Origin of the sequence: Mesorhizobium sp. Root102 (genome assembly GCF_001425625.1) — a bacterium.
Taxonomy (GTDB): Bacteria; Pseudomonadota; Alphaproteobacteria; order Rhizobiales; family Rhizobiaceae; genus Mesorhizobium.
The window spans coordinates 122,743-134,794 of the sequence record NZ_LMCP01000008.1 but is presented as its reverse complement, the minus strand read 5'-3'; the positions used below and the strand labels follow the sequence as shown (position 1 = coordinate 134,794).

The window sequence follows — 12,052 nt, the reverse complement described above, 5'->3', positions numbered from 1 at the left end:
TTGATGGTGACGACGATGCCGGCACCGACGGTGCGGCCGCCTTCACGGATAGCGAAGCGCAGCTTCTCTTCCATGGCGATCGGCACGATCAGCTCGACATCGACCGTGATGTTGTCGCCCGGCATCACCATCTCGGTGCCTTCCGGCAGCGACACGATGCCGGTCACGTCGGTCGTGCGGAAGTAGAACTGCGGACGGTAGTTGGTGAAGAACGGCGTATGACGGCCACCTTCGTCCTTGGTCAGGATGTAGGCTTCGGCCACGAACTTCTTGTGCGGCTTCACCGTGCCGGGCTTGGCCAGAACCTGGCCGCGCTCGACACCTTCACGATCAACGCCGCGCAGCAGCGCGCCGATGTTGTCGCCAGCCTGGCCCTGATCGAGCAGCTTGCGGAACATCTCGACGCCCGTGCAGGTCGTCTTGGTCGTCGGACGAATGCCGATGATCTCAAGTTCCTCGCCAACCTTGACCACGCCGCGCTCGACGCGGCCGGTCACGACCGTGCCGCGGCCCGAGATCGAGAACACGTCTTCGATCGGCATCAGGAACGGCTTGTCGAGCGGACGAACCGGCGTCGGGATGTAGGCATCGACCGCAGCCATCAGCTCGCGGATCGCGTCCTCGCCGATCTTCTTGTCGGAATCTTCAAGAGCCGCCAGAGCCGAACCCTTGACGATCGGAATGTCGTCGCCGGGGAACTCGTTCTTGGTCAGAAGCTCGCGAACCTCGAGCTCGACCAGTTCGAGCAGCTCGGCGTCGTCGACCTGGTCGACCTTGTTGAGGAACACCACGATCGACGGCACGCCGACCTGACGGGCAAGCAGGATGTGCTCGCGGGTCTGCGGCATCGGGCCGTCGGCGGCCGACACGACCAGGATCGCGCCGTCCATCTGCGCGGCACCGGTGATCATGTTCTTCACATAGTCGGCGTGGCCGGGGCAGTCGACGTGAGCGTAGTGGCGGTTGGCCGTCTCGTATTCAACGTGAGCCGTCGAGATCGTGATGCCGCGCGCCTTTTCTTCAGGGGCAGCGTCGATCTGGTCGTAGCGCTTGTATTCGCCAAAATACTTGGTGATCGCCGCCGTCAGCGACGTCTTGCCATGGTCGACGTGGCCAATCGTGCCGATGTTCACGTGAGGCTTGTTACGCTCGAATTTACCTTTNATACTTGGTGATCGCCGCCGTCAGCGACGTCTTGCCATGGTCGACGTGGCCAATCGTGCCGATGTTCACGTGAGGCTTGTTACGCTCGAATTTACCTTTTGCCATAGTCTCTTTCCTTGGACGGCCTGGACCTTCAGTTCAGTCGAATGCGGGGCGATTAGCGACAAAGGCCAAAAAACACAAGCGTCTTTTGGCTGGGTGCCGTCTCACTCAGTCCGAACCATCGATCCGATTGCGGGGATGTGGCGCTGATATAGGAAGGCTCTGGGTGAAATGAAATGGGTGACGGGCCGAGCGATCGAAGCCGCGATAGCGCTGGCCTGCTTGCCCGCCCTGTCTGATTCAAGGCCAGGCCATGGCCCATTGCGATCATTACCGGGGTCTGATTTTGTGACCGGATGCATTTCATCCCTGCCTCCATCCGCGGCCCGCTGTTCATGATCGTCTCGACGGGGTCGTATCTCGTCAACGACACGATGATGAAGCTCGCGACGGCAGGCCTGCCTTCCTATGAAGTGCTGTTTCTGCGGGGTGCTGCGGCAGCGCTCTGGGGCTTCCCGCTGTTGTTCGCGCTCGGCTACGGCAAGCAGATTCCGCTGATCTTCGACGGCCATGTGCTGCGCAGGAACCTGCTCGAGATGGCGGCGATCCTTTGCTATGTCGTCGCGCTCGCCAACATGCAGATCGCGGATTCCACCGCGCTCGGACAGATCACGCCGCTCTTGATGCTGGTCGGCTCCTCGATCCTGTTTGGCGAGCGGATCGGCGGCCAGCGCATGGCGCTGATCGGGCTCGGCTTCATCGGCGCCCTGATGGTGGCGCAGCCGACCATGCAAGGCATTTCGGTCTATGCCTTGCTCGCGCTCGGCAACGCCGCGCTTGCAGCAGCACGCGACCTTGCCGGCAGGCGGGTCTCGGCCGAGGTGCCGGGGATGATCGTGGCGATTTCCGCCGTCGTGGTGGTGCTGATCGGCGCCGGTGCCGCGCATCTGGTTTCCGAACGCTGGATCATGCCCGGGACGCACCATCTGCTGCTGATGGCCGGTGCTGGATTTTTCCTGATCTTCGGCCACTTCTTCATCTTCATGGCCTATCGCGTCGGACCGACCAGCGCCGTGGCACCGTTCTACTACAGCTTCACCGTCTGGGCGGTCATTTCAGGCCTTGTGGTGTTCGGGCAATTCCCCAACGCGCTGGCGGTCTGCGGCATCCTGCTGGTTGTCGGCAGCGGGCTGACCATCGTCGCGCTGGATCAGCGCCAGCGCAGGCTGGCCGTCGTCGCATAGCCTCAGCATCCGGGCAGGCGCTCACGCACGAGCTGTTGCCGCGTCGAAAAAGATCTTCTAATCGGCGAAGAGCCGTCCAATCGACGCCATGATCAATCAACCAAGGGAGGTTCCCCATGACGGATTTTGACCGGCACAAGAACTCCGACGCCGAGCACAAGGCCGCCATCCGCAAGTCGCTTGTCGGCTGGGCGGTGTTCGTCGCGGGAACGCTGATCTTTTTCGCCGCCGCCGACGTCGTGTTGATGCCATAGGGGAGCCGCTGCTGGGTGTGTCGGCCCTAGGCCGTTCTTCTTTCTCCCAGCAGCAACAGTTCTCGAAACTTCAGACGATCAGGCTGGCGCCTAAAGCGTCCGCTTTGCGCTGAACTGATGGTAGGCCCAAAGGACGACCACGGCGCCGATCACGGCAACGATCAGGCTGTAGATGTTGAGCCCAGTGACGCCCGAAGCGCCGAAGGCACTGAAGATCAGGCCGCCGACAATGGCGCCGACGATGCCGAGCACGATATCCATGATCATGCCCTGGCCGCTCTTGTTGACGATCTTGCTGCCCAGAAAGCCGGCGATGACGCCGAGTATGATCCAGCTGATGATTGACATTTTTTCCTCTCCATCCCCCGCCGGCCGAACATTTTCATAGGATTGTCAAAACCTCAAGCCAACTTGAAATTGCGCCAGAATGCTCCATTGTTGAGGAGGGGTCGGGCTTGGTCGCAATGGAGGATCCACTATGGGACTTTTTGACAATGCCGTTCCCGGCGGCAACATCACCAAACCACTGATGATCGCTCTCGGCGCATTGCTGGTCGGAAAAATGCTGAGCGGCAGAAATGCCGAACAGCCCGAGCAGTCTCCCGCTCCTGCTCCAACCGGCCCTGCCCCAACGGAAACCACGTCAGCCGACGGCGGCCTGCTCGGCGGACTGGGCGGTCTGCTCGACAAGCTCCGGGATGCCGGTCACGGCAATACCGCGGACTCCTGGGTCGGCACCGGCCAGAACCAGCCGATCAACGCCAACGATCTCGGCACCGCGATCGGACCGCAGATCATTCGCGAGATCGCGCAGCGGACCGGAATGGACGAGCAGGAACTGCTCAAGCAACTGTCCACTGCCTTGCCCGGCATCGTCGACAAGCTGACGCCGAACGGCCAGGTGCCGCAGCAGCACCAGGTCGCATCCGCGTTCAACAGCTAGCGCGTCGCGGACAGTTCCTATTCCACGAACGCTGCGCACGTTGCCGCGCAGCGTTCGTCTGTCATTTGCGCAACCTCATATGCAGATGCATGACAATACGGCCCCGCTCGATTGCAGGCTCGCTGCGCGGCGGTTCATTGGATCGCTGCCCACCCCGTTACAATGACGAGGACAAGCGTGACGACGGCTCCCGAGACGTAGAGGATCGTCCTGACACTGCCTCCCTTGGCAGCGTTGCCGCCGCGAATGTAGACTCCCAGGTGAACCACCCGGATCGCCAGATGCAGCCAAACGATCGCTGCCAGCGTGGCGGGATCGACACCAACCATCATCGCCAGCAAAGCCGGGACAACGAAGGGCGCCAGCGCCTCGACCGAATTCATATGCACGCGGTCGATCCTGTAGAGCATGTTGTCGTCGTCTGCCGGGACTATGGGGCCTGAAAGCACTCCGAGACGGCCTTTGGATGAGCCCGAGTATATCGCCAGCAGGACCGACAAAAGGCAAAGCGCGAGCGTTCCGACGATGCTGAGCCAGTAAGCTTGCATTCTTCCCTCCGATTCTTCGATTGAATCCTTATGGCTGTCACGCGGCCGTCAGGGTCGCCTGGCGCGTGAAAAGGTCGTGAAAGCGCTGCAGGTAAAGTGGCCAGCCTTGATCGCTGCCAACGCCACCGCGTACACCTTCCCAACCTTCGCCATGCCGTTCGAGATTCCGGTGCACGATCTCGACCCGGGTCCGGCTATCCGTCTCCGCCGTGAAGTTGACTTCCCACTCGCTGGTCTTGTCCGGATCGGTTTCAATCTGCCATTGAGAGCTGATGTCCCAGCTCAGAAGCAGTCTGTTGGGCGGCTCGTAGGCCAGCACCCGGGCCCACCGGCACTCGCTGCCGTCGACGCCTCGGTCATAGATGTGACCGCCGACTCGAGGCTCGAAGACCGTGTCGGCGATCGGCATTGCGAGTATGTTGTGCTCTCTAGGTTTGAAACTGCCGAAGTCCTCGGTGAAGACCTTGAAGGCCTTTGCGATCGGAGCCTCGACGACGACGGAGTGTCTCACAAGCGTGGGACCTTGATGCGTGCTCATTTCTGCTCCTTCGACGATTGTTCGACGGCCACCTTGTAGGCCGCAAGAGTCTTGTCCCAGAACCGGTCCAGTTCGGCGCGCAGGCTTGCCAGGCCTTCCGGATCGACCCGGTAGATACGTTGCTTGCCGAAGCGCGTATTGGCCACAAGGCCGGCATCCTTGAGGACCTTCAGGTGCTGCGAGACCGCCGGCCGGGTGACCGGAAGGGCACGAGCCAACTCCCCGACCGAACAAGGGTGTTCGACCAGCAGTTCAAAGATCGTGCGCCTGGTCGGATCGCCGAGCGCTGTCCAGCTGTTCACGTTAGTCTGCACTAACGCGATCTTATGTAAATGTGCTTTTTCTGTCAATTCTCTGCGAGGCCCCGCCGAGTGGCTGGGAAGACAGCGCAATGACGACAGCGCGCAGACACGGCTGTGACACCAGTGGCTCGGGCAAAATCGGCGTTAAGCGAAATTTGGAAAAAGATTCAGAAGGCAATCTGGAGCGGGTAGCGGGCGCAATTGGCGCCGGCAGCGGGCGCCAAACTGCCGCCAACCCCTTGTTTTCCCTGACTATCGTACCACCAGCTCCTCGCGCTGTATCCCAGATTTGGTCCCGATCTGTATCCCAGATATCGCAGACCCGAACATACTGCAATTTGGGTCAGTAAGCCACAAATTCCGGCGCTTTCTCTGTGACCGGGGCCTCGGCTGAAAGCGGGAGGCAATCAAGCGCGGCCTTTTCAGTTCGGTATTTAGGAGACCAAAGTTCGGAGCCAAGTCGGCGATTTCAATCACTTGGTGGCGGTGGCAAATCAGTCCCCTGACGGGCGCCTTGAATCTCACTCAACACCCAAGGCTCACCGGTACGTGCCACCACCGGTCATCGACCGTCCGACATAACGATAACGCCCTCCCCAACGCCGACGCCTTGCATGGCCATATCTGGACCCAACGACTTCGATCGCCGCTCTCATCAGGAACATGAGGAAACCCTGGAATGGTCCAGCAGCGCGTCATCAATCCGGCGGGACTACCGCCGTTTCCAGGCGTTGGCACGCGCTGCAGCGTCCTGACCGCGATGCGCTCATTCCTTTCAATCCGCAAAATGGTCCGCTTTCCCACTCCCGATAGCTAGGCGAGCAGGGAATTGATTGACATTCTTCGTGAGCCACCCGAGTGCGATCAAAATCTCAGATTGCCCTGCTTGAGCAATTCGCGACGCACCCGAAGTCCCGGCCCCGACACACCATCGTCGGGAATGAACGTAACGCCGGCGTCCTCATAAGCGCCCTGCAGCCGGCGGCGGGTCTCCAACGTAACCGTTTCGTCATTGCGCTCGATGCGCAGGATGGTGCGCTGACCGATTCCGGTGCGCTTCGCCAGCTCTCGTTGGCCGATGCCGAGGGCAACACGCGCTGCCCTCAAGAGTTCGTTCGGGACATCCATTCGCCTTCTCTACATCGGAGATGCCCCTTCGCTCCAGATGTCCTGTGCTGAAACCCTGGGCTCGGTGCATTATGGCGTCCTAGAAATCTCCTGCGGCGTCGTGGACGCCGCCGCTTCGACGCCGTATGAATCGCCTCGTTGATTCCCCCGAATCAAAGGATTCCGACCCAAGCGGATCCTTGATCGGAGCATGGAGGCTTTGATGCTGCTGTTTGGCCGCGAAACGCCATCGGACGAGATGTTCACCTTCCAGATGGACCGTCTTCTCGCATTGGCCGCTGATTTGGAGCGCTGCCGTCGTGGCGTGCCGCCGGAAGCAATGGCTGGTGATGCAGCCCCAATTCTCGACCGATGGATCCTTGGCCAGCGGGCCGTTCCCTGCCTGGCGGGACTCTCGACCGGACATCCGCGGCTCGTCGGAGAGGGTCGGCTCATCGGCACCTCGGACCTATGGATGCTCTCTGAAGACCGGGCTTGGGCGCGGACGCTCAGCCGTTGGTATAGACTCGGTCGTCCTGCCGAGCAGACCGGCCTCGACGCGTGAGGCTGAAAATGACGGCCAAGGATTCACCTCACGACCGCCATTTCGTGCGACGCCGCAAGGCGGCGCAGGCGGGCCTGCATCTGCCGACCGAGATGGAGCTCTTGCGGGGCATGCCGTTCCTGAGCGAGGACATCAGGAGCGACATCCGCGAATTCGCCGAACGCTTGTCGCGAAGGTTGAAGCGCAACCCGCGATTTGAAATCGCACCACTGGTCGCGGCGCTGGACGATCTCGCGATCGGCCAGGACGAAGAGGCCGTCCAGCGCGTCGAGACGGCGCTGGGGGAAGCCACCAGCTTCGATGACATGTCGGCTCACACCGCCCGGCTGCGATTCCGGTTCTACCTGGCCTCGTACGGCTATCCGGACGCCGCCGCAAAGATCGCCGGCGAGACGGCGTCGATGGCGCTTCGCGATGTGCGCGACCATGGCGACTTCAGACTCGTGTCGCGAGCATTGGCCTGGGCCATGGCGGCCAACACCTACGCCTTTATGCATAGAGATGGTCCGGTGCGGTGGCCCCCCAGCAAGGTGGTGCGCGACGTTTGCGCCTACGCCGCAGAATTCGAGACAGCGATCCGGCAGCCGGAACCGGACGAAGAGTCGAAGGACAAGAACCCACCCGCCGCCGAGAAATGGGACGACTTCCTGGACGAACCGGTCGAGAGGGCCAGAGAGGCGGACGGCGCGCTCGTCGTCGTCCGCTCGATCGGCAACGACACCACCTCCGAAGGCAAGCGGGTGGTCAAGGAATTCGACGGGCTGCTCAACGTGGCGTTGCCGTTGCCCGTGACGCCGGAGCTCGCGCCGGTGCGAGCCAAGCTTGCGGCAGAGTTTCCATACGCCACCGCGGTAATCGACGATATCCTAAGGCAATTGGTCGGCAGGAAGCATGTCCATCTGCGGCCGACCATCCTTGTCGGAACGCCGGGCTGCGGCAAGACCCGCCTAGCCAGGCGGTTCTATGAAGAGCTGGCGATCCCTTACGAACTCGTCCCGTGCGGCGGCTTGAGCGACAGCGCGCTTGGCGGGACGGCAAGGCGCTGGTCTTCCGGGGAACCCAGCCTGGCCGTCATGGCAATCCGCCGCCACCGCAATGCCGGCCCGATCATCGTCCTCGACGAGATTGAGAAGATCGGTACCAGTCGCCACAACGGCAACTTTCACGACGTCTTGATCGGCCAGTTCGAGAAGGAAACCTCGTCGCGCTGGTTCGACCCCTACGTCGAATCCGCCTGTGATCTCTCCCATGTCTCCTGGCTGATGACGGCGAACACCGTCACGACCATCCCGCCGGTGCTACGGGACAGATGTCGAATCCTTGCCTTTCCCGAGCCTGGTCCCGAACACCTTGCCGTGCTCGCGCCCCGCATTCTCGAACGCGTGTACGCGGATTCCGGCCATGACTCGCGCTGGGCGACATCACTCGATGCAAGCGAACTCGCAGCTTTGTCAGCCAACTGGCAGGGCGGCTCGATCCGGCAGCTCGAGCGGCTGATCGAAGCGATCGTCGAGGCCAGGGAGCGGCATCATCCGCGGCAGTGAGCGAAGGAACCGGAATGCTTTGCGGTAGGCATAAGCAGGGAGTGACCGCAGATACAGCGGTCCACCGTGACTGGAGAAGAGAGACGTCATGCTGCGCTTTGGACCAAACATCGATCTTGATTTGACAGCTTTCGGGGATGAAAGAGTCCGGCTTGAGGCTCTGGTCGCCGACCTTTGGCACGTTAGTCTTAACCAGCGTCCGGCGTTGAGCGTCACGCGTGATGCGCCGATCCTGGAGGAATGGCGTTTGGCACTTCGCCCGACCCTTTGCCTCACCGGAGTGACTACAGGGCATCCGAAGCTTCCGGGCAACGGACGGGCGATTGTGACGTCTGGCCTGTGGATGTTTTCGGAGCAACTCGGTCTGGGAAGAACCGCATCCCGTTGGTACCGGCTGGGAAGGCCGGTCAGTGATGTCTCGAAGGATTCGTGACATGGAGGGCACGCGCCAAGAAACGGCCTCACCTTCCCGGTCAGTCCTTAGCCTGTCTCGCCTCGCAGGGAGTGGGGCGCGCGTTACGAGCAGGGATCCTGCAGACAGGCATTCCGGCCTTTGCACTGCGGCGCCCAAGAGAGCCGGGCATTTGACGAACAACGTCGACCGGAGCCTGACATGAAACTCTGGATCTGGTCCGACCTCCATCTCGAGATGCAGAACCCCGTGTACGTGGACAAGGCTCCGGAAGCCGACGTCATAGTCTGTGCGGGCGACCTCTGCCTTGCCGACACCCTCCGCGATCACGCGCAGCGGCTCATCGAGCGCTACGAGCTACCGATGATTTTCGTGCCCGGCAACCATGAGTTCTACGGCAATCGCGGAGTCTGGCCGCCGCGAACGAAACCTTCCGACCATCTTCTGATGAAGGAGGTGGCCGAGGCATCGCGATCCTGGCGGAACCGGCTTTACGTCCTGGACGACGACATCTTGGAACTCGGCGGCGTGCGTTTTATCGGCGGCACGCTGTGGACCGATTTCAAGATGGACCTGGTGAACGACGCCAGCCTTTCGCTGCGGATGCAATTGGCGCTCTCGACGCTGGCTGATTTCTCGAGAATCCGGCTTGGCGATAGTAAACTGCTGACACCGCAGGTCATGCTCGGGTTTCACTTGTTGACGCGCGGCGTCATCGAGCGAGAGCTGGCGATCCCTTTCAACGGCAAAACGGTCGTCGTCACGCACAATCTGCCCCATCCTGATTGCACGCCTGCGGCTTACGTGGGCAGGGAAACCAACTTTCTGTTTGCCTGCAGCAAGGAGGCATTCGAGGCAAACCTGAAGTCGGATGCAGCCCCGGCCCTGTGGATTTGCGGTCACACGCATCATCCCAGCGACATCAGGGTTGGCCGGACGCGGATCGTCTGTAATCCGATGGGCTACCTCAGGGTCGCAAGCGAGCGCGACAACGGCTTTCAGTGGGATCTCGTGATCGACACGGAGGATCTGTCGTGAAGACCCGGAGTGCCATGCTCTGCAGGCCGGATAGTCCGCAGCCTTGGACGCTCGTGGTGATTTTGCCGGAGACGGCAGCGCTGTGCCGCCCGCTGTTTCTATAATGCCCGCGATCGGAGAGAACGTGATGCCCGGTTCCAAGCCGAAGTCTGCTGCCGCTAACAGATCGAACGTCATCAAGACTGATCTCCTGGCGAGGGCGTATCTGGATATCCTCGCCCGGCAGGAGGGCGTGCACTCCAGGCCGATGCTGCGGGCTGGGTCGGGCGACCCATCCGATCCCGTCGAAATACTCCTTGACGACCTGATGGACACGCCAGCGGAAGAACGCGTGTCGATCCGCCCCGACCTCGCCGCCGTTGCGGTGCTGACGGCGCGCGCTGTCGAGGCTGAGCCCGGGCTCACACGGACATTGCGGCGCGGCGCGCCGGTCGTCACCATCACCACCCTTACGCCCGACCGCGTTGCATCGGTCCGCAAGGTGATCGAGGTTTGCGCCCTCCCGGACGAGCGTTCCATTGTGACCAGCGGCCGCCAATCGAGGCCGGGACGGGACGAAGCGCTGATCGTCGCCAGGGACGGAACCGAAAAGAGCCATAAGCCCGACTCTGGCAACGACTCGGTCGCCGACGCGCTGCATGCGCGCTCGACGATCATCGGCATCGCGCCCGATCCACGGCGGCAGCTGCCGCGCGATCTGATGCGCTCGGCGGAGTTCCATCTGGTCTTGCCGGAAATCGATCAGAGCGCTCTGTTGCTCGTCATCGAGGCGGTCACGGGCAAGAGGCCGGAGCGATCGATCGATGCAGCGGCCATCCGCCTGCTCGACATCGCCGATCTGGTGCTCGCGCTGCGGCCGGACCGCAGCCCCGAGGAGTGTATCGCAAGGCTCGAAGATCTCGTCGCTGGGAAGGGAGAGTTTCATTCAGACGGACCAGCGCTGGAAAACCTCGACGGCTACGGAGCAGCAAAGGATTGGGGCCTCGAACTGGTTGCCGATGTCGGGGACTACAAGGCAGGCCGCATCAAGTGGGACGAAGTGGATAATCGCGGGCTGCTGCTTTCCGGTCCTCCAGGCGTAGGCAAGACGAGCTATGCTCGGGCGCTCGCAAAGTCGGCACGTGTGCCGCTCGTCGCGACCAGCGTCGCTGACTGGAGTGCGGCAAGCTACCTGTCGGGCACGCTACAGGCGATCAAGGATGTTTTCGCGCGGGCGCGCCAGCTAGCGCCCTGCATCCTGTTCATTGATGAGCTCGATGGCATTTCCGACAGGGCGCGCTTGAGCGGGGACTATGTCGAGTACTGGTCCCAGATCGTCAATTTGTTCCTGGAGCTGCTGCAGGGCGTCGACGAGCGGCCGGGCGTCGTCGTCATAGGGGCAACCAACCATCCCGACATGATCGACCCGGCGGTCAAACGGGCAGGACGGCTGGATCGCGAGATTGCGATCGCAAGGCCGGACGTGAAGGCGCTCGCCGGGATTTTTCGCTATCATCTCGGAAACCAGTTGCCAGAAGCCAACATGGTACCCGTCGCCTTGGCCGCGCGGGGCGCAACCGGAGCCGACGTCGAGGCTTATGTGCGCAGGGCCCGAGGCGCTGCAAGGCGCGGACGCCGCGAACTGCAACTCGATGACCTTCTGGCAGAGGTCCGCTCGAACAGGGAGCCTCCGTCTTGCGAGGAGCGGCGTAGGCTTGCCGTGCACGAGGCAGGCCACGCTGTCGCCGCTACTTTGCTTGGCCGCATGGAGGTCATCGGCGTTTCCATCGGCGATTGGGATGGTTTGACCCAAATCGCCGACGTCGACGGCGGCACAAGCCCGGAGCATTGCAACGATATCTTGGTCATGCTGATGGCCGGTCGTGCCGCCGAAGAGCTGGTGCTCGGCAGCCCCTCGGCAGGCGCGGGCGGCGCGCCAGGCTCCGATCTTTCCCACGCCACCGAACTCGCAAAGAAGATGGAGCTGAGGTTCGGCTTCGGCGAATACGGCCCCGTGTTTCTGCCCGACGGTGCGCATGACCCGCTCACGACAGTTCCGGGACTGTTCATCGCCGTAAAGAACCGCCTGGAACGTGCGATGGCGGGCGCCGCGGAGTTGCTGACGAAAAACAGATCGGCCCTTGATGCAGTTGCCGCCGCGCTCGATCGATCCGGCTACCTCTCTGCCAGCGAGGTCTCCCAGCTCGTTAGCAATGCCGACGGTTGCACTGAAAATCACAACATGACCGAGGCTGAGCTGCGGAGTGAAAGTGTGTCCTGAGAAGCTAGTGGCGTTGGCCGCAAGGCCGCTCGAGAGCAGAGGACAGCGGTCGATCCCATCAAGAAGGGCTGGAGGCGGAGAACCTTTGGGG

At 62.0% G+C, this 12,052-nt stretch carries 13 protein-coding genes and 1 pseudogene; 8 read left to right on the top strand and 6 right to left on the bottom strand.

Annotated features, from left to right (window positions below):
- Positions 1 to 1,163, bottom strand: a pseudogene (gene tuf, locus ASD12_RS09530) (elongation factor Tu); the annotation flags it as partial.
- A gap of 399 nt (positions 1,164 to 1,562) precedes the next feature.
- Here tuf and ASD12_RS09525 point away from each other — a divergent pair.
- Together ASD12_RS09525 and ASD12_RS34580 are read left to right on the top strand one after the other, a co-directional pair.
- Entirely contained in the window at positions 1,563 to 2,450 is an 888-nt protein-coding gene (locus ASD12_RS09525) for a DMT family transporter (RefSeq protein ID WP_056584646.1), read from the top strand.
- Positions 2,451 to 2,566: 116 nt separating this feature from the next.
- Positions 2,567 to 2,704, top strand: coding sequence for a hypothetical protein (locus ASD12_RS34580; RefSeq protein ID WP_162252228.1), 138 nt, complete (start codon positions 2,567 to 2,569; stop codon positions 2,702 to 2,704).
- A gap of 90 nt (positions 2,705 to 2,794) precedes the next feature.
- Here ASD12_RS34580 and ASD12_RS09520 read toward each other — a convergent pair whose 3' ends face one another.
- Positions 2,795 to 3,052, bottom strand: a complete 258-nt coding sequence (locus ASD12_RS09520; RefSeq protein ID WP_056584643.1) for a GlsB/YeaQ/YmgE family stress response membrane protein — start codon at positions 3,050 to 3,052, stop codon at positions 2,795 to 2,797.
- A 130-nt stretch (positions 3,053 to 3,182) separates the two neighbouring features.
- Between ASD12_RS09520 and ASD12_RS09515 the strand changes: the two genes are divergently transcribed.
- Complete coding sequence (locus ASD12_RS09515) at positions 3,183 to 3,647, top strand: YidB family protein (protein WP_056584640.1); 465 nt, start codon at positions 3,183 to 3,185, stop codon at positions 3,645 to 3,647.
- 134 nt (positions 3,648 to 3,781) lie between these two features.
- Here ASD12_RS09515 and ASD12_RS09510 read toward each other — a convergent pair whose 3' ends face one another.
- The 4 genes from ASD12_RS09510 to ASD12_RS09495 all read right to left on the bottom strand — a co-directional run bounded on the left by ASD12_RS09510 (position 3,782) and on the right by ASD12_RS09495 (position 6,163).
- Positions 3,782 to 4,195, bottom strand: a complete 414-nt coding sequence (locus ASD12_RS09510; RefSeq protein WP_056584637.1) for an MAPEG family protein — start codon at positions 4,193 to 4,195, stop codon at positions 3,782 to 3,784.
- A 37-nt stretch (positions 4,196 to 4,232) separates the two neighbouring features.
- Positions 4,233 to 4,733, bottom strand: a complete 501-nt coding sequence (locus ASD12_RS09505) for an SRPBCC family protein (protein WP_056584634.1) — start codon at positions 4,731 to 4,733, stop codon at positions 4,233 to 4,235.
- Positions 4,730 to 5,035 (bottom strand): metalloregulator ArsR/SmtB family transcription factor, encoded by a 306-nt coding sequence (locus tag ASD12_RS09500; RefSeq protein WP_244482810.1) that lies wholly within the window; start codon positions 5,033 to 5,035, stop codon positions 4,730 to 4,732. Before ASD12_RS09500 ends, ASD12_RS09505 begins: the two co-directional genes overlap by 4 nt.
- Positions 5,036 to 5,899: 864 nt before the next feature.
- Positions 5,900 to 6,163: a helix-turn-helix transcriptional regulator gene (locus tag ASD12_RS09495; protein ID WP_056584628.1), complete on the bottom strand. Its 264-nt coding sequence runs from the start codon at positions 6,161 to 6,163 to the stop codon at positions 5,900 to 5,902.
- A gap of 202 nt (positions 6,164 to 6,365) precedes the next feature.
- Between ASD12_RS09495 and ASD12_RS09490 the strand changes: the two genes are divergently transcribed.
- The 5 genes from ASD12_RS09490 (at position 6,366) to ASD12_RS09470 (ending at position 11,961) form a co-directional block, all read left to right on the top strand.
- Positions 6,366 to 6,707 carry a DUF6634 family protein gene (locus ASD12_RS09490; RefSeq protein ID WP_056584625.1) on the top strand — a complete coding sequence of 114 codons (342 nt, stop codon included), beginning with the start codon at positions 6,366 to 6,368 and terminating at the stop codon, positions 6,705 to 6,707.
- An 8-nt stretch (positions 6,708 to 6,715) separates the two neighbouring features.
- Entirely contained in the window at positions 6,716 to 8,251 is a 1,536-nt protein-coding gene (locus ASD12_RS09485; RefSeq protein WP_056584622.1) for an AAA family ATPase, read from the top strand.
- 88 nt (positions 8,252 to 8,339) lie between these two features.
- Positions 8,340 to 8,684 (top strand): DUF6634 family protein, encoded by a 345-nt coding sequence (locus ASD12_RS09480; RefSeq protein ID WP_056584618.1) that lies wholly within the window; start codon positions 8,340 to 8,342, stop codon positions 8,682 to 8,684.
- Positions 8,685 to 8,864: 180 nt separating this feature from the next.
- The gene (locus tag ASD12_RS09475) at positions 8,865 to 9,701 is read left to right on the top strand and encodes a metallophosphoesterase (protein ID WP_056584615.1); all 837 of its coding nucleotides are present in this window, start codon (positions 8,865 to 8,867) and stop codon (positions 9,699 to 9,701) included.
- Between the two features lie 412 nt (positions 9,702 to 10,113).
- Positions 10,114 to 11,961, top strand: a complete 1,848-nt coding sequence (locus ASD12_RS09470; RefSeq protein ID WP_244482809.1) for an AAA family ATPase — start codon at positions 10,114 to 10,116, stop codon at positions 11,959 to 11,961.
- Positions 11,962 to 12,052: the final 91 nt, after the last annotated feature.